Source organism: Novipirellula caenicola (assembly GCF_039545035.1).
In the GTDB taxonomy this organism is placed as follows: Bacteria; Planctomycetota; Planctomycetia; order Pirellulales; family Pirellulaceae; genus Novipirellula; species Novipirellula caenicola.
The window spans coordinates 394,398-420,145 of sequence record NZ_BAABRO010000002.1; the positions used below are offsets into that span (position 1 = coordinate 394,398).

Annotated in this window: 16 protein-coding genes; 8 read left to right on the top strand and 8 right to left on the bottom strand. The window is 54.5% G+C overall.

The annotated features are described in order from the left end of the window. Positions 1-205 precede the first annotated feature (205 nt). Together ABEA92_RS05425 and ABEA92_RS05430 are read left to right on the top strand one after the other, a co-directional pair. Positions 206-1,906, top strand: coding sequence for an AMP-binding protein (locus tag ABEA92_RS05425; protein ID WP_345682787.1), 1,701 nt, complete (start codon positions 206-208; stop codon positions 1,904-1,906). A 681-nt stretch (positions 1,907-2,587) separates the two neighbouring features. Next, positions 2,588-2,839 carry a hypothetical protein gene (locus ABEA92_RS05430; protein WP_345682788.1) on the top strand — a complete coding sequence of 84 codons (252 nt, stop codon included), beginning with the start codon at positions 2,588-2,590 and terminating at the stop codon, positions 2,837-2,839. A gap of 864 nt (positions 2,840-3,703) precedes the next feature. Here ABEA92_RS05430 and ABEA92_RS05435 read toward each other — a convergent pair. Continuing rightward, positions 3,704-5,545 carry an alpha-amylase family glycosyl hydrolase gene (locus ABEA92_RS05435; RefSeq protein ID WP_345682789.1) on the bottom strand — a complete coding sequence of 614 codons (1,842 nt, stop codon included), beginning with the start codon at positions 5,543-5,545 and terminating at the stop codon, positions 3,704-3,706. A 415-nt stretch (positions 5,546-5,960) separates the two neighbouring features. Here ABEA92_RS05435 and ABEA92_RS05440 point away from each other — a divergent pair, with 415 nt between their 5' ends. Beyond that, the gene (locus ABEA92_RS05440) at positions 5,961-6,545 is read left to right on the top strand and encodes a lipase family protein (protein WP_345682790.1); all 585 of its coding nucleotides are present in this window, start codon (positions 5,961-5,963) and stop codon (positions 6,543-6,545) included. Between the two features lie 117 nt (positions 6,546-6,662). On the opposite strand, the gene ABEA92_RS05445 is transcribed toward ABEA92_RS05440, so the two are convergent. Continuing rightward, a complete protein-coding gene (locus ABEA92_RS05445) occupies positions 6,663-6,956 on the bottom strand; it encodes a hypothetical protein (RefSeq protein WP_345682791.1) in 294 nt (97 codons plus the stop codon). A gap of 178 nt (positions 6,957-7,134) precedes the next feature. Then, positions 7,135-7,770 carry a PRC-barrel domain-containing protein gene (locus tag ABEA92_RS05450; protein WP_345682792.1) on the bottom strand — a complete coding sequence of 212 codons (636 nt, stop codon included), beginning with the start codon at positions 7,768-7,770 and terminating at the stop codon, positions 7,135-7,137. Between the two features lie 447 nt (positions 7,771-8,217). On the opposite strand from ABEA92_RS05450, the gene ABEA92_RS05455 reads away from it, so the two are divergent. After that, on the top strand, positions 8,218-8,943 hold the full coding sequence (locus tag ABEA92_RS05455; RefSeq protein ID WP_345682793.1) for a CAP domain-containing protein: 726 nt from the start codon (positions 8,218-8,220) through the stop codon (positions 8,941-8,943). A gap of 579 nt (positions 8,944-9,522) precedes the next feature. Further along, positions 9,523-10,977, top strand: coding sequence for a sigma-54-dependent transcriptional regulator (locus tag ABEA92_RS05460; protein WP_345682794.1), 1,455 nt, complete (start codon positions 9,523-9,525; stop codon positions 10,975-10,977). Between the two features lie 148 nt (positions 10,978-11,125). Here ABEA92_RS05460 and ABEA92_RS05465 read toward each other — a convergent pair whose 3' ends face one another. The 5 genes from ABEA92_RS05465 to ABEA92_RS05485 all read right to left on the bottom strand — a co-directional run bounded on the left by ABEA92_RS05465 (position 11,126) and on the right by ABEA92_RS05485 (position 13,928). Next, positions 11,126-11,614: a DUF1269 domain-containing protein gene (locus ABEA92_RS05465; protein ID WP_345682795.1), complete on the bottom strand. Its 489-nt coding sequence runs from the start codon at positions 11,612-11,614 to the stop codon at positions 11,126-11,128. Further along, the gene (locus ABEA92_RS05470) at positions 11,611-11,835 is read right to left on the bottom strand and encodes a zinc ribbon domain-containing protein (protein ID WP_345682796.1); all 225 of its coding nucleotides are present in this window, start codon (positions 11,833-11,835) and stop codon (positions 11,611-11,613) included. Before ABEA92_RS05470 ends, ABEA92_RS05465 begins: the two co-directional genes overlap by 4 nt. Positions 11,836-11,865: 30 nt before the next feature. Then, positions 11,866-12,537: a hypothetical protein gene (locus ABEA92_RS05475; RefSeq protein ID WP_345682797.1), complete on the bottom strand. Its 672-nt coding sequence runs from the start codon at positions 12,535-12,537 to the stop codon at positions 11,866-11,868. A gap of 197 nt (positions 12,538-12,734) precedes the next feature. After that, positions 12,735-13,217 (bottom strand): pyridoxamine 5'-phosphate oxidase family protein, encoded by a 483-nt coding sequence (locus ABEA92_RS05480; protein ID WP_345682798.1) that lies wholly within the window; start codon positions 13,215-13,217, stop codon positions 12,735-12,737. Between the two features lie 144 nt (positions 13,218-13,361). After that, on the bottom strand, positions 13,362-13,928 hold the full coding sequence (locus ABEA92_RS05485; protein ID WP_345682799.1) for a type 1 glutamine amidotransferase domain-containing protein: 567 nt from the start codon (positions 13,926-13,928) through the stop codon (positions 13,362-13,364). 372 nt (positions 13,929-14,300) lie between these two features. Here ABEA92_RS05485 and ABEA92_RS05490 point away from each other — a divergent pair, with 372 nt between their 5' ends. The 3 genes from ABEA92_RS05490 to ABEA92_RS05500 all read left to right on the top strand — a co-directional run bounded on the left by ABEA92_RS05490 (position 14,301) and on the right by ABEA92_RS05500 (position 25,712). After that, a complete protein-coding gene (locus tag ABEA92_RS05490; RefSeq protein WP_345682800.1) occupies positions 14,301-18,560 on the top strand; it encodes a PAS domain S-box protein in 4,260 nt (1,419 codons plus the stop codon). A gap of 60 nt (positions 18,561-18,620) precedes the next feature. Then, complete coding sequence (locus ABEA92_RS05495) at positions 18,621-20,900, top strand: hybrid sensor histidine kinase/response regulator (protein WP_345682801.1); 2,280 nt, start codon at positions 18,621-18,623, stop codon at positions 20,898-20,900. 333 nt (positions 20,901-21,233) lie between these two features. Further along, a complete protein-coding gene (locus tag ABEA92_RS05500) occupies positions 21,234-25,712 on the top strand; it encodes a chemotaxis protein CheB (RefSeq protein ID WP_345682802.1) in 4,479 nt (1,492 codons plus the stop codon). Positions 25,713-25,748 lie beyond the last annotated feature (36 nt).

Sequence of the window (25,748 nt, forward strand, 5' to 3'; positions counted from 1 at the left end):
GAGATTTTTTTCCCATTTAAGAAACATCCCATACGTTTTTCCAGAAACCAAAATCGCCGATCGTCTTGCAGGTCGTGATTCGTACACCTATTTCGCATTGTACGCAGGCCACTGCGAGAGGTGGAAAAGATTTTCATTGCTTTTAATTGGGCTGCATTTCTATCACTCGTTTACAATAGAGGTACTCGAAGGCGGGAGTCCAATCATGATCGCGATTCGTAATCAAGACGAAACGTCGAAACCTTGGGTCGATGGTTTAACAATCGGGCAGGTTCTTACGGAGACCGCTCGTCGGCATCCCAATCATGATGCGTTTGTCTTCTGTGACCCGCCGCACCGCATGACATGGTCCGAGCTGGATGACGCGGTCACGCATTGTGCCCGAGGGTTATTGGCGTTGGGTTTTCGACCAGGCGACCATTTCGGCGTGTGGGCCACCAATGTTCCCCAGTGGGTGTTGCTGCAGTTTGCGACTGCGCGGATTGGAGTGGTGTTGGTGAACATCAATCCGTCGTACCGCGCGGATGAATTGAAGTACGCGCTGCAACAATCCGAAGTGCGCGGGATCGCGTTGATCGACCATCACAAGTCGACTCACTTTTGGGAATTGCTCGAAAAAGCGTGTCCCGATCTTGCCACCGCGTCGCCGGGGGCTTTGGAATCGGCGGACTTTCCTAAGTTGAAGTGGGTGGTGGGTTTGCGAGGCGATCCGCACCGCTATGCAATGATGTGGGATGATTTTTTGAAGCGAGCTGAAACGGTCCCAGCAGCGAACGTCGCGGAGATCAGCGAGACGCTGCGGTGCACCGATGCGATTAACATCCAGTACACGTCCGGCACCACGGGGCACCCCAAAGGAGCAACGCTTTCACATCGCAACGTGTTGCTCAATGCGTTTTATGCAGGCCAATCTCAGCGTCTCGGTCCGCAGGATCGCATTGCGTTACCGGTACCACTGTATCACTGTTTTGGTTGTGTTCTCGGCACGCTATGCTGCCTTGTTCACGGGGCAGCGATGGTGTTCCCGTCGGAGTGTTTCAGTGCGGGGGCGACACTTGATGCGATTGAAAAGGAACGCTGCACCGCATTGTATGGCGTGCCGACGATGTTCATCGCTCAACTGGAACACCCTAGTTACGCTGGCCGCGACCTAGCCTCGCTGCGGACCGGCATCATGGCTGGCAGCCCTTGCCCAATCGAGTTGATGAAACGTGTCACAGCGGACATGGGAGCATCGGAAATGACGATCGGCTATGGACAAACCGAAGCGTCGCCGCTCATCACCCAAACCCGTACCGACGATCCAATTGAACTGCGGGTCGGCACGGTAGGGCGTCCGTTGCCTGGTTTCGAGGCCAAGATCGTCGATCCGATCACCAACCAAAAACTCGAGGATGGACAACAAGGTGAGTTTTGCGGTCGTGGCCACGGCGTGATGCTCGGCTATTACAACATGCCGGATAAAACCGCCGCCGTGATCGACGACGAAGGATGGCTGCACACCGGTGACCTGGGGATGCGGCAATCCAATGGTTATTTCCGCATCACCGGTCGGCTACACGATATGATCATTCGCGGTGGCGAAAACATTTACCCTCGCGAGATCGAAGAGCGGCTGTATCAACACCCAGCGGTCGAAGACGTTCAAGTTGTCGGTGTGCCGGACCGCCGGTTTGGCGAAGCGGTGTTGGCATGGGTCAAACCCAAAGCCGGTTGCGAGGTAACGGAAGACGAATTGCGAGAGTTTTGCAGCGAGTCACTGGCTCGATACAAAGTCCCTTATTACTGGAAATTTGTTGATCAATTTCCGACGACTGTCACGGGCAAAATCCAAAAGTACAAAATCCGCGAAACGGCAATCGAGGAACTTGGGTTGCAAGCGATCGCAAAAATCGAAACCGCATAGTTCGCTGTCGCCACGTGCGTGGTTGCGACGGTCAGCAGTTTGCACTTGTCAATTTACAATTTTACTTTTTCAATACCGTTCGTTTGGTATTGGGGTCGTCGGCGTGATGGTCGCGGGTGTTGAAGGTTCCGAAACTCTTGACGAGTTTCGCTACGAGGGAAGCATTGTCGCACGGCTTTCCAAGCCGTTAGCGGGCCTCAAGATTGACCGCTGAAGCGCGGATCAACTGGCTTGTTACGTGCAGCCGGTTGATCGTAGCGGTTCCAGCTTGGAAAGCTGGCCGACAATGTCGCTCGGCTTTCCAAGCCGTTGGCGTGGCTCGAGTTCGACCGTCAAAGCGAGGACCATCCCGTTTCGCAAGCACTTGGATCGTCGGTTTCTTTGGCATGACGACCAAGGCAACATGCGGTCGCCGCGTGCGTTGCGGCGAGGGTCAGCAGTTTACAATTGTCAATTTACAATTTTACTTTTTCAATAACCGTTCGTTTGGTATCGCGGCCGTCGGCGTGAAGGTCGCGGGTGTTGACGGTGCCGAAACTCTTGACGAGTTTCGCTACGAGGAGCAATTTCGCTCGGCTTTCCAAGCCGTTAGCGGTCCTCGAGTTTGACCGCCGAAGCGAGGATTATCTGGTTTCCTGAGCCCTTGGAACGCCGGTTTCTTTGGCATGACGACCGGGCAACATGCGGTCTCCACGTGCGCGGCTGCGAAATCAGCAATTTACAGTTTTACTTTTTCAATACCATTCGTTTGGTATCGCGGCCGTCGGCGTGAAGGTCGCGGGTGTTGACGGTGCCGAAACTCTTGACGAGTTTCGCTACGAGGGAAGCATTGTCGCACGGCTTTCCAAGCCGTTAGCGTGGCTCGAGTTCGACCGTCAAAGCGAGGACCATCCCGTTTCCTGCAAACTTGGAACGTCGCTTTCTCTGGCGTGACGACCAAGGCAACATGCGGTCGCCGCGTGCGTTGCGGCGAGGTTCAGCAATTTACAATTGTCAATTTACAATTTTACTTTTTCAATAACCGTTCGTTTGGTATCGCGGCGGTTGACCCGAAGGTCGTGGGTGTTGACGGTGCCGAAACTCTTGACGAGTTCCGCTACGAGGAGCATTGTCGCACGGTTTTCCAAGCCGTTAGCGGGCCCTGAGTTTGACCGCCAAAGCGAGGACCATCTCGTTTCGCAAGCACTTGAAACGCCGGTTTCCTTGGCGTGACGACCAAGGCTACATGCGGTCGCCACATGCGTTGCGGCGAGGGTCAGCAGTTTTCAAATGTCAATTTACAATTTTACTTTTTCAACACCTTGCGTTTGGTATCGCGGCCGTCGGCGTGAAGTTCGCGGTCGTTGCCGGTGCCGAAACTCTTGACGAGTTTCGCTACGAGGGAAACATTGTCGCACGGCTTTCCAAGCCGTTAGCGTGACTCGAGTTTGACCACCGAAGCGAGGAACGTCTCGCTTCCTAAGCAGTTGGAACGTCGGTTTGCCTGGCATGACGACCAAGGCAACATGCGGTCGCCTCGTGCGCGGCTCCGACTGTCAGCAGTTTTCAATTGTCAATTTACAATTTTACTTTTTCAATACCGTTCTGTTGGTATCGCGGCCGTTGACCTGAAGTTCGCGGGTGTTGCCGGTGCCGAAACTCTTGACGAGTTTCGCTACGAGGGAAGCATTGTCGCTCGGCTTTCCAAGCCGTTGGCGTGACGCGAGTTTGACCGCCGAAGCGAGGATCAACTCGCTTGTTACGTGCAGCCGGTTGATCGTAGCGGTTCCAGCTAGGACAGCTTGCCGACGATGAAGTTTAGGGCTTGGAAAACACCAACACTGCGTAGGGACCGAACGACAATTTTGCGGTCGCGGGCAAACCGTCGCGGTGCGTTTCTTCGGCCACCACGTCATCGACATCTTTATCGGCAAACGCTTCGCTGTAGCCTTTCCAATCCGAGTTGAAACGCAATTTCCAGTGTCCAGCTGCGGGGAAACCAATTTCGTAATCGTCCCAACTGCGATTTGCAAAATTCGCCAACACCACGACGTCTCCTTCAGGATCCTCGTGGCCAGATCGTACGAACGCGATCACCTTGTCACCATCGTTGACGTGATGCACGTGAATGTGCTGGCCCAGCAGACCTCGCGTCGTTCCTTCACGGTTAAGTCGCAATCGAATCAGATCACGAAACAACTGTTTGATCCCTTTGAATTGATCGGCACGATCCCAGTCGATTGGGTCCGTGTCGTCGAACCAATCGTCTTCGAGCAACTCTTGCCCCTGGAATAGCATCGGGATTCCTGGGGCGGTCAGCGCCAACGCTGCGGCAAGCACCGAGCGTTTCTGCGCATGTGCACTCTCTGGGTTTTCTTGGTCGATTTCCGACGGAACTCGCGACTTTCCGTTGGCGACTTCGTCATGCGATTCACTGTAGATCACTCGCTGCATCGCATCGTCGTTGTAGCGATGGCACAACGCGTCTCGCACCGCCCACATGTCGCGATGAGCGTCATCGATCTGCTGGACCGCTTCGCGGATCGGGTGCACAAACGCAGCATCCCACTGAGTGGAAAATCCCGCACCGCCGTGATCATGCGGCTTGGTCAACCAATTGTTCTTTTGAAGATCTTCGGCAACGAGCAAGCAATTGGGGAACTGGTGGGCCAAGTCACGATTGATCCACTGCATCAAACCCCATCCGTCGCTGATGTCATCATCACCAATCCCGCTGATCGTGCGGATGTAGGCGGTCATGTCATAACGCAGCCCATCGACATGGTAGTCTTCGAGCCACATTTTTGCGTTGTCGTAGATAAATTGCCGCACTTCGCCACGACCGTAATCGGGACGGGTTTCGCCCCACGGAGTCGAAGAACGATGGTCATTGTAGAAATAGATTCCGCCTTTGTCGTTTTCGCTCCAGCCATCGAAACGCCACAAATCCAAATCGCTCGGACCAAAGTGGTTGTAAACCACATCCATTACCACTGCGAAACCGTGGGCATGAGCCTGCTTGACAAAGTCCTTCAGCGCCAGCGGGCCGCCGTACGCACTTTCAACGGCAAAAATGTGCGCCGGATTGTAGCCCCACGAAAGGTCACCGGCGAATTCCGCCACTGGCATGATTTGCAGCACATTGACCCCGAGTTGTTTTAGATGGGGAAGTCGTTTGATCGTGTCGTCGAACGACCCCGGTTGATCCTCGTCACTGCGATGGAACGTGCCAATGTGCATCTCGTAGATGACGATTTCGTTGTGATTGGGCATCTGAAAATCATCCCCTTCCCAATCATATGCAGAGTCGTGAATGACTCCTTTGCCGACCGAGTTGGTTACCTCGCGTGCATAGGGGTCGATGCGATCGAATGTCTGGTCGCCGTTGGTGATTTGGAACTTGTATCCCTGGCCGGCTTCCGCCCCCTCGACGTTGCCGTACCAGTACCCGTTGCCTTCGTTTTGCAAAGGATGACGGTCCCCCGACCAATCGTTGAAGTCCCCGATTACGCTGACGCGATCCGCGTGCGGCGCCCAGACGCGGAACGCGACTCCGTTGTCATGAAGGATGGCTCCCATGCCCGCCAAGTTGGTTTGTTCGTTTTGGTTGGCAGCGTTTGATGCTTCGGATGCTGATTCGGGCGAGATGGCGATTGACATGGACGTTCCTTGAAAGATGGATGATGCACGCCCAGCAACTCGAGAGCGGCGAATTGCTTTACGCAAAGAGTGTGCCGAAGTTTTCGCACCACGACCAAATCGATATTTGGTCACCATCCCGATCAGGGGTAGTTGGGGGCACGTGCTACATCATCAGGGGCCGCATAAACGCGGATTGATTGATACAGGGCGTAGGATCATGAACGTTATCATCATACGACTGCAGAAGACGGCGAACGGAACACGTCGACGTGGACCGATACGTCGTTCACACCCCCAATGCTCGACGAATTCACTTGTTACGCATAAAGTAGACCGAGCCACTTCATCCTCGAAACCGTGATTGTTGATTGTGTTTGCCATGCCAAACGATTCGAGTTCAACAGCATCGACACCGCCGAATGGTTCTGTGGGCATGATTGACAAGGTACTGCTGATCCCTGGTTTTTGTGAGCCGCCGTTGTTTTTATGGCCACTGAAGCTTGCGTTACAACGTCATTGTGACGACGTCCAACTGTGGCCCGATCGCCTGATCTTTCGCGACCTCGAAGAAAGCGTTGCTCGACTACAACGCACATTGCAAGAACATCAATCGGGTGGTGCAATTGCGTTGGTCACGCATAGCTTTGGTGATTGGGTCGCGCGTCGGGCCATCACCGCGAGCCGATCGCATCAAGTATCCTCGCTTGTTTCGATCGCTCCGGTCATGCAGGCAGGCTTGGTCCCCGACTTATTGCATCACGCCACGGGTGACGTGATCCCCGAGGTTGCCGTGATGGGCGATCCGGTGCGGGCGAATTGCGACGCCGACGTTGACGCCAGCGTGCGGCGATTGGTGATTTGGGCAAGCATGGATCTGTATGTCCGCCCGGTTGAAATCGATGAGCATCCCAACGCGACGGTACACCATTTGATCGGCTCGCATTTGACGGTGGCGATGCAGCCCAATTCGCTTCGCCTGATCTCACAATTTTTGTTTCCCGCCTCAGACATTCGCTAGCACGTCGCTGCGGGCCACGCAGGAAAGGCTTTGCGTGCGGCATCGGATGGCGGACCGCGACGCTCGCAGCACCGCCAAGCTAGACAGATGGAAATCGTTCAGAGGCCGATGGACGTTTTAGTCGACGTTCACGTCCACTCCGCCATTGCCAACATTCACGTCCACGTCATCAATCGCCTCACGGAGATTTTCGCGGCGTTCTTGTCGACGCTCGATGCGGTTGTCGGCGGCGGAATCACTGAGCGGAGCGTCCGCGGCATCAATGTCAATATCGACGCCCTCGTCGTCGTCGACTGCAGGGGCAGGGGCTGCGGGACTAACCGCACCCGACGTGCCTCCTTGTTCGACATCGCAGCCGGCCAGACCAACCGAGGCGACGAGAACCATCGCGAGTAACAACGAATTTTTCATATTTTTTACCTTCACCTAGATGACTTGAAACCAATTGACAGAGAGTTTGACCGTGTTGCGTTTTTGAGTGGCGTGATGGGGAGGCGTGATCGTGCGTGTCAAAAAAATCGCCACGAGGGCAGCGTGCCTCTCGTGACGAAATGATGTTGCGAACCGACATTAGCCGGATTCAATCGAGCTATTGGTTGTCGGTTTCGACGTCTTCGCGATTCGCACGGTTTCCGCGGTTCTCGCGATTCACACGATTCTGGCGGTTTTCGCGTAACATGCGATCCTTGGCGTCTTCGTTACGGTTGACGTTGTATCGCTTGTCCAGATCGCGGGCCCATGCTCGGTCAGCCATGTTGGGCCAATTGTCCTCATCAAATCCCTGCTGGCCTTCGAGCTGTTCCTTGGTAACGTTCAAGATCAAGACATAGTCGTCCGAATCGATGCCGTCACCCTCGTCCAGTTCATCGGGATCGACCTGCACCCGAAACGCTTCAAAGGGAACGGCAAACAGTTTGTTGCCCATGCCCAAAAATCCACCATACGTGACGGCCGCGTAGCGGACCTTGCCCGTCCTTGCGTCGAGCACAATATCCTTGATCTCGCCCACGCTTTCGCCTTGCGAGTTTTGGATGTTGTAGCCGATCAATTGGCTGACTCGGATCGTGGTCCCTTGCGTCTTGTCATCCAACTGGCCTACGTTGGCTCGATCGCGATTGCGAGCGACGTCACGATCTTGGTTGCGAGCTTCCTGTGCCGATGCCACGTCAAACGACAACGCGGCTAATGCGATTGTCAAAATCGCATATCGTAATGTTGCCTTCATTCAAATTTCTCCGAGTAAGAAAGAGAGAGAGGGGGGAACGTGTATCGAAAAATGCTGACTCCGCTAGAGAAGTCGCCCAATTCGCCGAGATTGCCATTGAGATCGGGTCGCGAACAAGCATTTCAATTGCTGCTAACAAAATGCTGCTGCCAAGGCGAATGCATTTTGTGGACCAATCGATTGCGTCGACGGACACGATCCCTAAACGAGGTAAAGGGATCGCATTGGAGCATCATCGCGGAGGATCCCGCCGCTTGGGTCGCGAACGCGTGAACCTCAATCGATCAGCCGGATGATTGCGAATCGCTCACAATGATGCGGCGGCAATCAACGCCGGTCCCACCAGTCACGCCGGTTTGCAGTCGTCGCTCGGCGCGGGAATTGCGAGTCGCTTCCTAGCAAAGCAACTGTGCCCCGTTCTATTCCGCGACGATCAAGGTGATTCCGATGTGGCGATTCCAATCCTGTTTTCTCATGCTGTGTGTTGCCATTGCGCCGTCATCCGCGAGATCAGCAGATCCATCGCCGGACGACACATTGATCCAGCAAGTCGAACAGGCGATCGTCAAACAGACGAATGAATTTCGCAGCAAGCATGATCTCAACGAGGTGACCCGCGACGAAAATCTAACGAAGAGCGCCTCGGATTTCGCAGCCTTCATGGCACGAACTGGCAAGTACGGCCATAATGCGGATGGGCAAACGCCGGCCCAACGCGCCAAAGCAGCTGGCTATACCTACTGTGTCATTCGCGAAAACATTGCCTATCGCACCAATACCGGCGACGTCACTGCCGAAAGTTTGATTGACATTTTTGTACAGGGGTGGATTGATTCGCCGCCTCACCGTGAAAACATGCTGGCAGAATACGTCACCGACACCGGGGTCGCTGTCGCCACGACCGACGGCGTCACCTATTACGCCGTCCAGTTGTTTGGACGCCCCAAATCGCGAGCGATCAAGATCACGATTCGCAATGAATCCGCCGAACTGAAGACCGTGATCAGCGAGGCCAATGACAGCCAGGACGAGATCGAGATGCCGCCTCGGACGATCATCAAAATGACTCGCTGTTTCCCCACCACGCTCTGGCTAAAGGACACCGATGCAGAAATGCGATTGACCGAATCGAGCGAGTTGCTGCTGACCGACGAGGGAATCCAGAGAAAATAGCGGGTCGGGCGAATTTTGGTCGCCACGGACTTTTCTTGATCGCGAACTTCTCATCACCCTAATCTTCACTCCACCGCTAAATGGCTAAACACCGGGCGGACTGGCAAACACCGGGCGGACTGGCAAACACCGGGCGGACTGGCGAACACTGGCAGCCTGGCAAAAACGCGAGCGGCGAAGTCAGTCACGCGGATCCTCAGACTCCCTTGGGTCGCATCTACCGCCGCAAAACGCACCGGCATGATCGCCCTAAAAAGTCGCAAGCCCCGAAGCGGCGGGAGCGACCGTCATTGACAGGTCGGCGACAATCGCGGAATCGAGGTCACTGGCTGCGACTTCTGCTAGCTTTTTGGGGGGAATGTTTTGCCACATCTGAGGTTTTTTAGCGTGCATTGGTCGCTGGCAATGCGATAATGCCAGATCGCGGCACGCCAGTTGCGTTCGTTTTGAACTCAGCCTGATCGACAATCAACCTTACTAGTATGTAGAATCTTGGAATCACCGATGGATGATCGCGTCGCCACTCTTAATCCAAATCCTCAGCCCACTCCTATTCCTAAGTCCAAGTGGTCAAAGCCCATGCCCAGCGTTCTGGTCATTGATGACGATCGCGCAATTTTAGCGCTGACCGAAAAGGCACTCTCAACGATTGCGGATGTTGAAACCGCAGCGACCGCCAAAGAAGGTCTTGAAAAATTACGTGCCGGTGCGTTCGATACCGTGTTGCTTGACATTCAATTGCCAGACCAAAACGGGTTGGCGGTTTACTGCGAGATCCGAGAATACGATCGCCGTATCCCGGTGGTCTTTATGACCGTCGAAGCGGCCAGTAGCACCGCGATCGAAGCGATGCAGCTCGGTGCGTTTGACTACATCGGAAAACCTTTGTCGGTCGAACCGCTTCGTGATCTAATCGAAAAGGCGATCGAACAACGCCAAATCAGCAGCGTTCCGGTGGCAATCAGTGCTGATGACAAGTCACCTGGAGAATCAGGCGAGCTGTTCATTGGCCGATCGCCAGCCATGCTGAGTGTTTTCAAAGCAATCGGAAAAGTCAGCAAGCAAGACGTCCCGATTTTAATCCGCGGCGAGAGCGGAACCGGTAAAGAGTTGGTTGCGCGTGCGTTGTATCAATACAGTCACCGCAGCGACGAAATTTTCTTGGCGGTCAACTGCGCAGCGCTTCCCGACAATCTGCTTGAAAGCGAATTGTTCGGACATGAAAAGGGAGCGTTCACGGGGGCCGAATCACGACGGATCGGTAAGTTCGAACAATGCAACGGCGGCACGCTGTTTTTGGACGAAATCGGCGACATGGCCCCTTCGGTTCAAGCCAAGGTGCTGCGTGTATTGCAGGAACAGCGATTCGAGCGAGTCGGTGGAAACAAAGAGCTGACAACGGACGTGCGAATCATCGCGGCGACGAACCGGCCGCTTGAACAGATGGTCGCCGATGGCGATTACCGCGAAGACCTACTGTACCGATTGAACGGAGTCACGATTGAACTGCCGCCGCTTCGCGAGCGGCTAAGCGACGTCCCTGCCCTTGTACAGTTTTTCATGGCACAGGCAAAGAAAGAGTTCAACAAACCCGATCTTGAAGGCTTGTCTCCCGAGGCGGCAGAGTTGTTCGAGGGCTACCACTGGCCTGGCAACGTGCGTCAATTGCGAGCCGTGATTCGCCGATGCGTGCTGGATACCGTGATGCCGGTCATCACGCCAGACGGATTGCCAAAGGAAATCACGCGAATCAAGGCCGTCGACAACGCCCCCGGTGGTGCTCCAGCGTCCCCGGAAACGCTCGATGGTGCCGGTTTGCCGCAGTTGGTTAAACGGCTGCTGGCCGAAAAATCGACCGACGTCTATGCCGAAGCGACGCAGTACATGGAAAAGTACGTGATCACCGAAGTGCTGAAATCGACGGGCGGCAATCAAAGCCAGGCGGCTGAGATCCTGGGAATCACGCGTGGAAAACTGCGAGACCGAATCACGACGTTCGACATCTCGTTGACCAGCAACGTGCAAATCGGCTAGCCGTAGTGCAGGCTGCTAGCCTGCAACGAAAACACATTGGCACAGGCTGCGGGGTCAGCCTGTGCCACTTATCAAAATGCCTGAGCGATTGGTTGAACTGCGATTGCCATTCGCTGCACAGCCAGTTTCATTCGCCGCAGTGCGTGGGCTATTTGTCGAATTGTTCGAGCGAAGTTGGCGGTACGGTTCGCAGCATCGCCGCGGCTTCATTCACCCGGATCGCGTCTCCGGTAACGATGACCAACACAGAACCGTCGCGGACCTTAGCCTCGTATTGAGCGGCGACATCGTGCTCGATTCCCCAGCGACTGACGGCACTCATCAGACTGCCGCCCACCGCTCCGGCCGCCATGCCAACGATCGGCCCGGCGACCAACATCGGTCCGATCATGGTCATCGTGCCCAGCGCCGCTCCGAGCGTCCCGCCCGCCAACGTGGAAGCGGCGGTTGTCTTTTCGGCCGACAATCCACTTTCGTTCGTCTCAGTCGCTTGCCGCAGCTCTGATAGATTTTCATCCGAAGCGTGGGTCACGATCGAAACTTCCTCGGTCGTGAAATCTGCGGTTTCGAGCACTTCGATTGCGGTACGGAATTTTTCGCTGTTGTTGAACTCGGCAATCAAACATTTCTCACTCATCGACGGTCATCCTTAATCTCGGGCGCATTGGGCTGCAGCGACTCATTTGACTCGCCCGGAAAGTCAATCTGCGAGTGCCGCGTGGGGGTGATATCACCAGGGTGTTCGACATAGATTTTTTCGCCGCACTGCGGGCACGCGACCGCTCGGTCATCCACGTGTTTCCCGCAATGAGGACACGGCACTTGGTTCAGCGGAGCGTTATCGGTTTGAGCATCCATCAAGATCTCCTGTTGGTCGATGTTGCGAGCTTAGTAGTCGACTCGCTCGTCGGCGGCATCGAACCGCGCGTCATAAGCGATCTGATCCAAGTAGCCTTTCAGCGCGACGACTTCGTTGCTGTCGAGCTTATCCTGGATCGATTCGACCGATTCACGCATCAGATCGATCATCCGCTGGACCTTTAAATAGTCCATGCGTCGGTACGTGTGACCAGGGCTACTGCGTTTTGCCAAGGTTTCTTCGATTGGTTTTCGATACGGTTTCAGCGCGTCGTGATCCAAAGGCTTGGGCCAATAGAGTTGTCCGGTTTGGCGATTGATCTGATTTTCACTCAAACGATCCGGAGCCGCCTGTTTTGCTAATCGTCGAGCCTTCTCGTCATCGATCGTGCCCCTTGCGTCGGGCTGTGAATCCGCACGCAATTCTTGCAATTCATAATACTGCTCGACGCTCTCTTCGCGGTTTTGTAGCCGCATTTCGAGTGCTCGCTGCAATTGCACCGCGGACATCGACCGCAGTAACGCTCCCTTGCCAAGCCCACGAGCGTAATCACCGCTTGATTCCAAAATGTCACCTTGGGCGGTGGACGCTTCATCGTCGCCGAACAGCCCGTCGTCGGCCGACGCGGTCCGAGTCACGAAGCACGCGGGCCCCGCCAAAACAATCGCTAAAGCAAAGGGAAGTAGTCGTAAAACACGCATGATCGCGGACTCATCAAAAAGGGAAATGGACTATATCAATCGAAAACAGATTGCTTCTCGAATCGCGAAGCAACCTGTGATCATCGAAGGCTCTTTTGAACCTCCTTTTATTCTCAACTAACTCATTCTCAACTAACTCGACGCAAACCGTGTTCCACCGCGATGACCGCGGCGGAATCGCCGGCCGCGTGACAGGTTTACATCGAAACCGATGCATTGATCGAAGCATCCTTCTCGGGCCGCTCGCCTTGCAGGTAGGCCTTTCCGGCTTTAACGAGGTACTTCAATCCGCTCGCTCCTGAGTTATCCCAGTACTCGCCGCGTGTCGGCTCGACCCGCAGCAGCACAAGCGATGGGCTCGATTTGCCTTCGGGAAACCACACCTTCCAGGCTTCGTTCCATAGCTCGTCGATTTTGGCTTGATCATCCACGGCATGTGCCTTGCCCGAAAGCGAGACAAATTTATTGGATCCTTGCATCGTCACCGCGACGTCATCATCAAGCATCAGGTCGGCGACTTTGCCCGAATTTCGATCGGTCACAAACCACAGATCTCCGTCGTCTTCCATTTGAGCGACCGCCATCGGTCGAGAACCGAGCGTTCCGCTGGCCGAACGGGTCACGAGCATCGCGTGATCAAACTCGGAGATCAGATCAATTAGTTTTTCGTGTTTATCCATGATGTTTACTTCCTTATTGTTCTTCGAATGGCATGCGGCTTGTATCGACACCGCACCGCGCCGCGTGATCGCTCACACGGCAACTGCGGAATCGTGCTAGGGTTGGGGCTGACTGAGGGTTGGCGTTCATGACGCCACTTGCCATCACGCCGTTTGCTCGGCGTGCTTGCCCTCGGCAAACTCTTCGATCGCCTTGTCACAGAACGCGGGCAAATCATCGGGGTTGCGACTGGTGACCAGCCCTTCATCGCACACGCATTCCTCGTCGACCCAATCCGCCCCCGCATTTTTCAGATCCGTTTTCAAACTTGGCCACGACGTGACGCGGCGACCGCGAACAACGTCGGCTTCAATCAGGGTCCATGGCCCGTGGCAAATCGCGGCCACTGGCTTGTGCTGCTTGAAGAAATCGCGGACAAAACTGACCGAATCCTCACACATTCGCAGCGTGTCGGGATTGGCCACGCCGCCTGGCAAAACCAATCCGTCAAAGTCTTCGGCCGAAACCGAATCGACAGCCTTGTCAACCTTGAACGTGTCTGCTTTTTCGTCGTGATTCATGCCTTGGATCTCGCCTTTCTTTGGCGAGACGAGCACGACTTCGGCCCCGGCCTCCTTGATGGCCTGCCAAGGCTGGGTGAGTTCCACTTGTTCAAAACCATCGGTGGCCAAAAACGCGATTCGTTTTCCGCTGAGTGTCTTCTTGCTCATTGCTATCTCCGTGTCGGATGACAATTTTTTGTTTAGGTCCCTGTCGGGGTTTAAACAAAACAAGATGCAGATTGCATGCCGGGAAGCGGTAAAGTCGCAATCCGATGGAGTTAGCGAATGGGAGAAGATACACTACATAGACCGCGGACCAGGCGACCAGCTGATCGAGAATCGGCCAAGTTGATCGATCGCCCGCCAGGCAAAAATGAGTCTCGAAGATGCTCAGGCGAAGGGGGGTGTACATGCACCCGCAACGACTCGAGCAGCGGCATTATTTTCAGCCATTACCTCGACAAATTCGCACTCACCGATCGGCCGCGACCTCTACATTTCACATCGAACCCGCTAAACTTTGGCGGGAGAAAACTAGCCATGAAGCAGAGCGACCGATCGAATCTGGAATCCGTCATTGCGGATTTGAAACGCGAACTCGAAGCGACTCGTTTGGACCTTCAGCGGTCGATCCAGGAAATGGAATCGACCAACGAGGAACTCAGGGCTTCCAACGAAGAACTGCAGTCGATGAACGAGGAGTTGTTGTCGACAAATCGAGAGTTGCATGCGAGCCAAGAACAACTCGCCACACGTGAAGCTCAACTGCGAACGATTACCGATGCGATTCCACCGGCATTTGCGTTTGTCGATCGTGACATGCGATACCGCTTTTCGAATGCCGCTCATGCTGCGCATTGGCAACATTCGATTGACGAGATCGTGGGCAAAAATGTTGTCGACGTGATCGGCGAGAAGACGTTTCGAGAAATTCAACCTTATCTAATCGATGCGTTCAACGGGTTACAGCAAACCTATGAGATGCAACTGACTTTCCCAGGCGTCTGCGGCAAACGAACCAAGGAAGTAACCTACGTACCGCAAAAAAACCCCGATGGCAGCATCGGCGGATGCCACGTGGTGTTGATGGACATCACCGAACGCAAACGCACGGAACAAGAATTACGGGAATCACGTCGAGAGTTAGCGGTCGGTGTCGAGGTGGCTAAGTTGGGGCTAGGACGCGTTGATTTCCGCAGCAACAGCGTTGCATTGACCGCCGAAGCAGCCGCGATGTACGGCATCAGTGACAACGCGATCACGATCTCACGAGATAAATTTCATCAAACCTATCACCCCGATGACCGTGAAGAGGTCGTACAACTCGTCCAAGCCTGTCTCAATTCGCATGGCGATGGCCACTGCGATCTTGAACACCGAATTGTCATGCCCAGCGGTGAAGTGCGTTGGATCAACGCCCGAAAACAGGTTTCGTTTGACAGCTCGGTTAATCCGCCGATCGCGACCACGGCTATCTTGGCGGCACAAGACATCACCGACCGCAAACGAGCGGAATTGAACCTTGCATTCCTTTCCGATTTACAATCACAGCTCAACGCGATTTCGTCGGTTTCGGAATTGATGCAATTGGCAGCGCAGCAAACCGCCGAGTATCTCGGACTGTCGCGTTGCTTGTTGGTTCAATTCGACGAGAATGCCCAATACGCTGATATCGTCTACGAACATCCAAGCGAATCGCAACCATCGCTGTTGGGCAAGCATTTGGTCAAGGATTTTCATTCGCAAGCCGAACGCGAAAAGTTGCTCGCCGGTAAACAGTTCTATCTCGGCGATACGCAGCATCCGGACCAAGATCCTGACATCGCGGCGAAATTCCGCGAGTATCAAATCGGTGCATTTTGCAACTCGGCCTACGTGACCGAACAACGCATTCGGTTTGTGGTTTCGGCGTTGAAATCACACGCGTACCAATGGCGGCCAGATGAGCTGAACTTATTGCAGGAAATCGCCAATCGCATCTGTGTCCTCATTGAACGCGCACGGGCGGAAACGGAATTAGCCGATCGCGAGAACCACCTCCGCCGCGTGATCGACAACACGGTTGCAATGATTGGCATTCTGGATCGCGAAGGCAATTTGCTCGAAGCCAATCAAACCGCGCTTCGCGCCGGCGGATTGCAGCGAGATGAGGTGATCGGCAAACCGTTTTGGGAATGCCACTGGTGGAACTACGACGACGACGTGGCAACGCAACTACGCGAGGAATTTGCCCGGGCCATCAACGGCGAAACCACCCGGCACGACGTCGTCATTCGAATCGGCCAGGACGATCGCACGACGATTGATTTCATGTTGGCGCCGATTCGTGATGCGGACGGAAAGATCACCTATGTCATTCCGTCGGGCGTGGACATCAAAGACCGCAAGGCCGCTGAGGATTTGGTCCGCCACAATGCGGCCCAATTGGCTGACAAGCAAGCCAAACTGATTGCGCTGCTGGCCGACTACGAACGCGCCGAGAGCAAACTGCAGGTGTTGTTTGACAACGGCTATTACTACACCGGCATCATTGAACTTGACGGAACGACCACCGATATCAACGAAATTGCATTGCGACAACTTGGTGCATCGCGTGATGAGACCATCCATCGACGGATCTGGGATTGCCCGTGGTGGGGCAACAACGAAGAAGTCAAACAAAAGCTCCGCGATGGATTGCGTTTAGCTGCGGTGGGCAAAGTCTATCGCGAGGACTTGCCGTTTTGGTTGCCCGATGGGACCGAGCGAATCATCGACTTCATTTTCACTCCGGCGCGCGACCAGCACGGCGAGGTGGTGTTTGTCGTTGCCAATGGCAGCGACGTGACCGAGGTGCGACACGGACAAGAAGAACTGCGGAAGCGTGAACAGCATTTGAAATTGTCGCTGCAAGCGGGGCGGCTGGGAACATGGGAATGGAACCCCACCACCGACCAAATCAAATGGTCCGAGGAACTGCAGTCCATTTTTGGGATGAGCGAAACGCGACAGAACATCTCGTTTGACGACATCCTGCAGAGCATCCATCCCGAGGATCGCGAGGACGCCGCTCAGCACTTGCGATCGGTCGTGCAAGGCAGCGAATCATCGTACCGGTTTGATTGCCGCATCGTTCGCGAAGACAACGGCAAAACGAGCTGGGTCGAAAACTTGGGGCTGATCAGTCGCAACAAAGCGGGCATTGCCAAATTGGTGACCAGTATCACGCGAGACGTCACCGAACGAAAACAAACGGAATTGGCGCTTGCCGAGGGCAAAGAACGGCTGACGATGGCGCTGCGTGCAGGCGGAATGGCGGTGTGGGAATGGAGTGACGAAGGGGTGTTTTGGGAAGATTCGATGTATGAGCTGCTTGGACTCTCGCCGGAGTGCAAACGCAACGTCCACACGTTAATGCAGGTCATTCACCCGGACGACCTGAAACGAATGAGCCACGCTTGGCGTCAAACGGTCAACGGCAACGCAAGTCTTGATGAAGAATTCCGCGTCCTTCGCCCTGATGGGTCCGTCCACTGGATTGCCGGTGTGGGCGAACGAGTGCTTGGCGACAACGGAGAATCCAATCGAATCCTGGGGTTGATCTGGGACATCACCGAGCAGCGTGAATTGCAAGATTCATTGCAAGAAGCTCGGGCTCAAGCGGAAGCCGCCAGCGAATCGAAGAGTGAATTTCTAGCGAACATGAGCCATGAAATTCGCACTCCGATGACAGCGATCCTTGGCTACATTGATTTGATCGCCGAACAGATCGAGCATCCGGAGGCACTCGAACATGTTCGCACGATCCGTTGCAACGGCGATTTCCTGCTTGACATCATAAATGACATCTTGGATTTGTCAAAAATCGAAGCCGGCAAACTGGACATCGCTTCGGAGCGGTTTTCGCCCAATCGATTGATCGAAGACGTTCGTTCGATCATGGAAGTGCGGGCGACCGAGGGTGGCTTGAATCTGGACGTCGACTATGAGGGTGAAATCCCTTCGGAAGTCGTCTCGGACCCGAAGCGTTTGAAGCAAATCTTGATCAATTTAGTCGGCAACGCGATCAAGTTCACTCCTAGCGGAGAGGTGCGTTTGCGAATCCGCTACCAGCCGGAGGATCAGCGATTGCGGATTGACATTGTCGACACCGGAATCGGCATGAAACCCGAGCAGTTAACACGCTTGTTCAAACCATTCACGCAGGGCGACTCGAGCGTCACACGCCATTTTGGTGGAACGGGACTCGGATTGGCGATCAGTCAACGATTAGCCAAAATGCTTGGTGGAACGATTTCGGTTGACAGCGTCGAAGGCCAAGGCAGCACGTTTTCATTGACCATTGCCACCGGCGATATCCGAGGCGTCGACATGATCAAACCGATGACGATGATCCAGCCCGACCGGGACGAAGAACCGATGGCGTCGATCACACTGCATTGTTCCGTTTTAGTGGTCGATGACCGCCGCGACATTCGCTTTTTAAGTAAGGCAATGTTAACCAAAGCGGGCGCCACCGTGGACGAAGCCGAAGACGGAGTGATCGCGATCAAGAAAGTGAAAAGTCGGCTTGACCAGGGACAATCATACGATTTGATCCTGCTGGATATGCAGATGCCTAAACTGGATGGTTACCAAACCGCGGAAAAACTTCGCCGGATGGGGTTTTCGGGCCCCATCATCGCGCTGACTGCCGACGCAATGCAGGGGGACATGAGCCGATGTATCGAACAGGGCTGTAACGATTATCTTAGCAAACCGATTCACAAAGCCACGATGTTACAGATGGTAAGCCGTTATGTTGGTTCAATATCCAATTGATCCACACCGCACCTTATTCGCGCCGTCACCGCGGGACGAAGTATTTTGCATGGAAACCCAGTGAAGGAACCTGATTCGATTCGCCGTCCGCAACGGATGGCGGAGCCGTTTGCCGTATCCGCCGTCATCATCTTGTTGGTGATCACAGGCTTCGTCACGTTTCATAACACGCGGCGATTGCGGGCACACACCAATCTGGTCGAGCAATCTCACCAATTGTTGAGCGTGCTTGAACGGGTCGAATCCACGATCAAGTCGGCGGAAACGGGCCAACGAGGCTTTTTGATTACCGGCCAAGAGCCGTATTTGGAACCGTATTACGAGGCGATTACCGCCATCCATGGCTTGATCGGCGAATTGGAATCGATCGCCAAATCGGATCCGGTTCGCTACGCAAGGATCGCCCCACTGCAGGATTTGATTGACCAGAAACTCGAAGAGCTTTCGACCACGTTGGATGTTCGCCGGCAAGCCGGGTTTGAAGCGGCACAGTCGATGGTCGCAACCAACCTTGGCAAGCGAACGATGGATAGCATCCACGATCAAATCGCCAAATTCCGCCGCAGCGAAGAAAGCTCGATCGCACGCCGTGAACAGGTCGCAGCGACCACCTACTACACGGCGCTCGCAACCGGACTGATCTCAACCATCGCCGGTTTGATCCTGGTCGTCGGGGTACTGTACTTGGTGCAACACAATCGACATCGCGCCGAGAAATACGCCATCGCATTGAAGGTCGAGCGAAATCGATTGCAAGAAACACTCGATCGTGCCGGGCGACTGGAGTCGGAAAATGTCAAGATGAACCAGTACATGCGGACGTTCTTGGAACAGATCGAAGACTATGCCATCTTTGCCATGGACGCCGATTGCCGAGCCACCACGTGGAACCGCGGGGTTTTGAAAGTGCTTGGTTTTAACGAGGCCGATTTTATCGGCAAAGACATTCGCGAGCTGATCTTTACCCCCGAAGCGATTGCGATGGGGATCCCTGATTCCGAGTTTGCCACCGCGGCCATGCTGGGCAGTGCGAGCGACGATCGTTGGATGATGCGAGCCGATGGTGAACGATTTTGGGCGTCCGGCATCAGCAGCGTGGTCAAAGACAACGACGGCGAGATTGTCGGTTACAGCAAAGTGATGCGTGATTTGACCGAACGCAAACGGGACCAAGATCAACTCGCCGAACTTGCCGCAAAATTGTCCGAAGCGGACCGTCGCAAGAACGAATTCCTCGCCACGCTGGCACATGAGCTTCGCAATCCGCTAGCGCCGATCAAAAACGCAATCCAATTGATGAGCATGTCCGAATTGCCGCCGGACACCGAAGAACTGCGTCAAACCATGGCACGTCAAGTCGAACAGCTGATTCGTTTGATCGACGACCTATTGGACGTTTCCCGGATTAGTCGTGGCAAAATTCAGCTGAACAAGGAAGTGGTCAATCTGAGCGATGTGATCAAAGCCGCAGTCGAAGCATCTAGCACGTTCATTAACGAAAAAGAACAACACCTGCGATTGGCGTTCTGTGATGAAGATGTGTTCGTGCGAGCCGATCCGGCAAGGATGACGCAGGTGATTTGTAATTTGCTGAACAACTCGTCGCGGTACAGCGACTGCGATTGCACCATCGATTTGTCGTTGTCCGTGCAAGCGGACGAAGGCGACCGCGGGTCGGCGGTGATCGTCGTGAAAGACAACGGCATCGGCATCGCGACGGACCGCATCGAAGAGATTTTCCAGATGTTTGCACAAGTCGATGACTCGCTACGACGAGGAAACGCTGGCTTGGGAATCGGATTGACGCTGGTGAAAACCTTGGTCGAGATTCACGGCGGAAGCGTTACTGCACAAAGTGATGGGATTGGCATGGGCAGCACGTTTACCGTTCGCATCCCGCTTGCCGACCCCAGCGACGAAACGCTTCCCAAAGCGGTCGCGACCGAACCGATCGGGGTCACGAAATCGTTCAAGGTCTTGGTCGTCGAAGACATGAAGGCGCTGCGAACGATCATGGCGCGACTGTTGACCAAACTTGGACACGAAGTCGAGGTGGCCGAGGACGGGCTAAGCGCGTTGGAAAAACTGAGCCAATCGATCCCTGATGTGATTTTTTCGGACATCTCGATGCCAGGAATGACCGGTTACGACCTGGCTCGAAAGTTGCGTGAACGCGATGCCACCGCGAACATCTATCTGGTCGCGATGACGGGGTATGGCCAGTCGGCGGACCGCGAACAGGCCCATAACTCGGGTTTCGATGAACACATGATCAAACCTGTCGACATCACCAAACTGCAATCGCTGTTTCAACGTCTTTCCAAACGCGAGGATCGGTGATCGGCGTGACCGCGCCAGCTCATTCGCATGCTGATCGAACACGCAGCTCCATGGCGGTGAGCCATTGGTGCGACTAGCCATCCCCCCCGAACGAGAAGCCTGCCCGCAAACCTAGCGTGAATTCACGCCAACCTGATATGCTTTTTCTGCTCACCCGAAGGCCGTATTCATCACGACCGGTCCTTAAAACCATACCTCACGACTGCCCCCCTTGGTGGAGCGGTCGTGATCGCCCGTTGGTATAAAAGTTGCTAAAACGTGCCCCTTGGCAATTGAAGATAATAGAAATGAAGTTTGCTGTTTGCCTCGAATCGGTTTGTCCGCTTTAAGTTTATGGAAGACACCTCATCACGTTCGTTACCGCAGCCCGATTCGAAGCCCAAGAACCCGTGTTACGTCGTCGGCATCGGCGCTTCTGCCGGCGGCTTGGAAGCTTTGGAAACCTTTTTTCAGGAGATGCCCGCTGATACAGGGATGGCGTTTGTTGTCATCCAGCATCTCTCGCCCGATTTCAAAAGTCACATGGGCGAATTGATCTCGCGGAAAACAGGCATCCCGGTGCTCGAAGTCCAAGATGGGATTCAGGTCCAACCTGATTCCATCTATTTGATGCCCGCGAAAAAAGAGATGGAGATTTCCGACGGACGGCTGCGGTTGACCGAGCGAAATCCTGAACGCAGCTTCTCACATCCGATCGACCGATTCTTCTGCTCGTTGGCCCACGATCAAAAGCAGCATGCGATCGCCGTCGTGCTCTCGGGCACCGGCAGCGATGGATCGCGGGGCATTCGCGAGATCCACAAATCAGGCGGGTTGGTCGTTGCTCAGGATCAATCGTCCGCCAAGTTCGATGGGATGCCGATTAGTGCGCAAGAGACGGGCTTGGTCAATCTGGTTCTGCCGCCGAGCGAGATGGCCAGAGCGTTGATGCGATATGTACAAGGCGACATCACTCGCGATGACCTTAGCGAAGACCAATTTCCAACGGCATCGCTGGTGGGAATTGATCGCATCTTTCAATTGCTTCAACAAGCGTTTGGGATCGATTTTTCACAATACAAATCGTCCACGGTCGGGCGCCGTTTGCAACGACGCTTTGACATGTTGCGAATCCGCCGCTTCGAGGACTATGTGTCCTATCTGGAAGAACATCCAAACGAATTGAGCGAGCTGTATCGTGATTTGCTGGTCGGGGTGACTCAGTTTTTTCGTGACCCCGACGCGTATGCCGCATTGGCCAAGGATGTGATTCCGAAAATTTTCGATGCGAACTCGGCCAGCAAGACGGTGCGTGCTTGGGTCGCAGGATGCGCATCAGGCGAAGAGGCTTATTCGCTTGCCATCTTGTTGGACGAGGAACGACGCAAGCGAGATGAAAAATTCGACATCAAGATCTTTGCCACCGACGCTCACCCTTCGTCGATCCAGACCGCCGCACGAGGCATCTACCCGGCCGACGCCTTGGCCGATTTGTCGGACGAACGTCGCATTCACTACTTTCGCCTTGATCATGACCGTTACCAGGTCAGCCCTCAGCTGCGGCAGATGATTGTGTTCGCGCCGCACAACGTCATCAGTGACGCTCCGTTTACGCAGATCGACTTGGTGACGTGCCGCAATCTATTGATCTACTTGCAGTCGCCTGCGCAGAACAAAGCATTGTCGTTGTTTCACTTCTCGCTGAAGTGCGGTGGCACGCTGTTTCTCGGCCCCAGTGAATCGCCAGGCGAATTGAGCGACGAATTTGATGTGCTCAATGCGCATTGGCGAATCTATTCCAAACGCCGCGATCTGCGTATGCCTCCGGGCAGCGATCTACCGCTAAATCCACGCAGCGAAAAGTTCACAGGGATCTCGTTGGTTCCCACCGCAAGGCCAAGTCAGCGTGTCGATGCAAAATTGCTAGGTGTCTACGATGCACTGCTGAACCAAAAGATGGGGTGCAGCATCCTGATCGAACAGACCGGCCAAATTCTGCATGTTTTTGGGGGCGCCCAGAAATACTTGCAGTACAGCGCCGGACGTCCTAGCAGCCACGTGCTTGATGCGATTGCTCCGCGTATCAAGGCATCGTTGTCCGCGGCGCTGCACCATACCGCCAAAAAGCAAGAGGCGATCAAGTTCAAGGCCGCTGCCCAACCATCCGGATCCGATTCCAACGAGTTAATCGTTGCGGTCGAGCCGATCGGAGACCCTTCATCGCTTACCGGCAGCTTTTTAATCTCGTTCACCGAGGTCACGCCGGCGTTACCCGTGAATTGGAAAAACGAAATCGCGGATCAATCGGTCGGTGCGACGAGCGATTCCGAAGGCGCCCGTGTTACGTTTCTCGAATCCGAGTTACAGCAATCGCAGGAAAATCTACAAGCGACCATCGAAGAGATGGAAACGTCCAACGAGGAATTGCAAGCTGCAAACGAAGAACTTGTTGCGTCCAACGAGGAACTGCAAAGCACAAATGAGGAACTTCACAGCGTCAATGAAGAACTTTACACGGTCAACGCAGAACACCAACGCCGCGTGGTCGAATTGGCCGAAGCCAACGCGGACATGGACAACCTGCTGGCAACCACTCGCGTCGGCGTTGTCTTTCTAGATCGTGATTTCTGCATTCGTCGTTATACACCGCAGATTGCGGAAGTACTGCGTATCCATGAACACGACATCGGCCGATCGATCGAAGATTTTGCGCACCGTTTGCGATACGACGATCTGATTGAAAACCTGAACTTTGTCCTGCAAACGAAACAGGAGTTTGAAACCAAGCTGCACGACCAAGCCGGGAACGCGTTTCTGTTGCGAGTGGTCCCCTATCAGTCGGAAAACGAAGTTCGCGGGGTGGTGTTGACACTCATTGACATCGCGACGCTGAGGGCGGCCGAAGCTCAATTGGAGCGGTTCAAATTCATGACTGAAACGGCTAGTGACCTCGTCTTTTTGGTGGATCACCATGGACGATTTCATTACGTCAATCCGTCGATGTGCAACACGCTTGGTATCAGCCGCGACGATCTATTGCAGAAGACACTGATGGATGTGCAGTGCGATCTCGATGAACCCCAATTCAAGAAACTCTTTGACGACGCCACTCGCCATCAACTGAAGCCCTATCAATCCGATTGGAAACAAGCCAATGGTTCACTGTTGCCGATGGAGATCAGCGTGGGGAGTCTACAGATCGAAGACGAGCGTTTCTTGGGCGGCAATGCCCGCGACATCACCGAACGTCGCGCCGCCGAATTTGAGATGCGACTGCAACATCTCGCCATCGAGTCCACGCTCAATGGAATCGTGATCACCGATCCCACGGCCGAGGACAACCCGATCACCTACGCGAACCCCGGATTCCTGCATTTGACCGGGTACGATCGCGACGAAGTCGTGGGGGTGAATTGTCGTTTTTTGCAGGGCGAAGACAGCGATCCGGAAACACGAGCGCAGTTGCGTGCCGCCATCGCGGCAGGCGAATCATGTCATGTCGCGGTGAAGAATTACCGCAAAGATGGCACGCCGTTCTGGAACGATTTGCAGATCACTCCGGTCTACGATGAACGTGACCGATTGGTCAACTTCGTCGGCGTCCAAAACGACATCACCGACCGCATGAAGGTGCAAGAGGCGTTGCAATTGGCCAATCAGGAAGCGAAGGCTGCGAGTGAGGCGAAAAGTTCGTTCATGGCCAACATGAGTCACGAACTGCGAACGCCGATGACGGCCATGCTTGGGTTCGCCGACATGCTGAGCGAGGAATTGACCGACGAACCGCTCCTCGAAAAAGTAAGCACGATCAAACGCAATGGTGAATACTTGCTGGCGCTGCTGAATGACATTTTGGATCTCTCCAAGATCGAATCGGGCAAGATGGAGATCCACCCACAAACCTTGAGCGTTCGCAAGCTGTTAGCCGAAGTCCAAGAATTGATGCAAGTCCGTGCTGCCGAGGAAGGCATCCCGTTGACCTTCGATTGGAGCCCCGACAGCCCCGCAGAGATCACCGCCGATGCGGTCCGAGTTCGCCAAGTCCTTGTCAATCTGATCAGCAATGCATTGAAATTTACCGACGAGGGACGTGTGTGTGTTGAGATCGGAATGAATGAAGAAACCGATCCGCCCACGTTGGTGATCGCAGTACGCGACACAGGAATCGGTATCCATGAAAACCATCTCACCGAGTTGTTCACTCCGTTTAGCCATACCGGCGCAGCGAGGCGGCGGCGATATGGCGGAACCGGATTGGGATTGAGTATCAGCAAGCGATTGGCCGAAGGCATGGGAGGCGAAATCGATGTCCAAAGCGAACTGGGCGTCGGCAGTTGCTTTACGTTCACATTGCCGCTGACTCCCGACCAAGCCTCGAATCGTCGCACGCTTGCGTCGGAGGAACCGACACGTGAACCGGTCGAGACCAAACGAGCAGCCTTTCCCAAGTTTAGCGCGCGGGTATTGCTGGCCGACGATCGTCGCGATATCTGGCGAATTGGCAAATATTTCTTAGAGAAATGCGGTGCCGATGTCACGGTGGTCGAAGACGGATTGCAAGCGGTCGAAGAAACGCAGCGAGCTCAGAAAGAACAACGCCCCTTTGATTTGATCCTGATGGACATGCAGATGCCGGTGATGACGGGCCAGGAAGCGGTAGCCGAACTTCGTGAACTCGGCTTCAAAACACCGATCATCGCATTGACCGCCGATGCCATGGAAGGCGAACGCGAAGCCTGTATCGCAATGGGGTGCGATGACTACTTCCCCAAACCGATCGACGGTGTGAAGCTGATGAATTTGGTGGCGTTTTATCTTGCCGAAAGTCGTTAGCCGATTCTAATTCCTAAATATTGAAACTCCCGAAAG

What these genes read in the sequence shown, in the direction of transcription:
- ABEA92_RS05460 (WP_345682794.1), top strand. Translation starts at nt 9,523, where the DNA reads ATGCCCAGCGTTCTGGTCATTGATGACGATCGCGCAATTTTAGCGCTG.
- ABEA92_RS05440 (WP_345682790.1), top strand. Translation starts at nt 5,961, where the DNA reads ATGATTGACAAGGTACTGCTGATCCCTGGTTTTTGTGAGCCGCCGTTG.
- ABEA92_RS05445 (WP_345682791.1), bottom strand. Translation starts at nt 6,956, where the DNA reads ATGAAAAATTCGTTGTTACTCGCGATGGTTCTCGTCGCCTCGGTTGGT.
- ABEA92_RS05425 (WP_345682787.1), top strand. Translation starts at nt 206, where the DNA reads ATGATCGCGATTCGTAATCAAGACGAAACGTCGAAACCTTGGGTCGAT.
- ABEA92_RS05490 (WP_345682800.1), top strand. Translation starts at nt 14,301, where the DNA reads ATGAAGCAGAGCGACCGATCGAATCTGGAATCCGTCATTGCGGATTTG.
- ABEA92_RS05485 (WP_345682799.1), bottom strand. Translation starts at nt 13,928, where the DNA reads ATGAGCAAGAAGACACTCAGCGGAAAACGAATCGCGTTTTTGGCCACC.
- ABEA92_RS05450 (WP_345682792.1), bottom strand. Translation starts at nt 7,770, where the DNA reads ATGAAGGCAACATTACGATATGCGATTTTGACAATCGCATTAGCCGCG.
- ABEA92_RS05470 (WP_345682796.1), bottom strand. Translation starts at nt 11,835, where the DNA reads ATGGATGCTCAAACCGATAACGCTCCGCTGAACCAAGTGCCGTGTCCT.
- ABEA92_RS05430 (WP_345682788.1), top strand. Translation starts at nt 2,588, where the DNA reads ATGCGGTCTCCACGTGCGCGGCTGCGAAATCAGCAATTTACAGTTTTA.
- ABEA92_RS05500 (WP_345682802.1), top strand. Translation starts at nt 21,234, where the DNA reads ATGGAAGACACCTCATCACGTTCGTTACCGCAGCCCGATTCGAAGCCC.
- ABEA92_RS05475 (WP_345682797.1), bottom strand. Translation starts at nt 12,537, where the DNA reads ATGCGTGTTTTACGACTACTTCCCTTTGCTTTAGCGATTGTTTTGGCG.
- ABEA92_RS05435 (WP_345682789.1), bottom strand. Translation starts at nt 5,545, where the DNA reads ATGTCAATCGCCATCTCGCCCGAATCAGCATCCGAAGCATCAAACGCT.
- ABEA92_RS05480 (WP_345682798.1), bottom strand. Translation starts at nt 13,217, where the DNA reads ATGGATAAACACGAAAAACTAATTGATCTGATCTCCGAGTTTGATCAC.
- ABEA92_RS05465 (WP_345682795.1), bottom strand. Translation starts at nt 11,614, where the DNA reads ATGAGTGAGAAATGTTTGATTGCCGAGTTCAACAACAGCGAAAAATTC.
- ABEA92_RS05455 (WP_345682793.1), top strand. Translation starts at nt 8,218, where the DNA reads ATGTGGCGATTCCAATCCTGTTTTCTCATGCTGTGTGTTGCCATTGCG.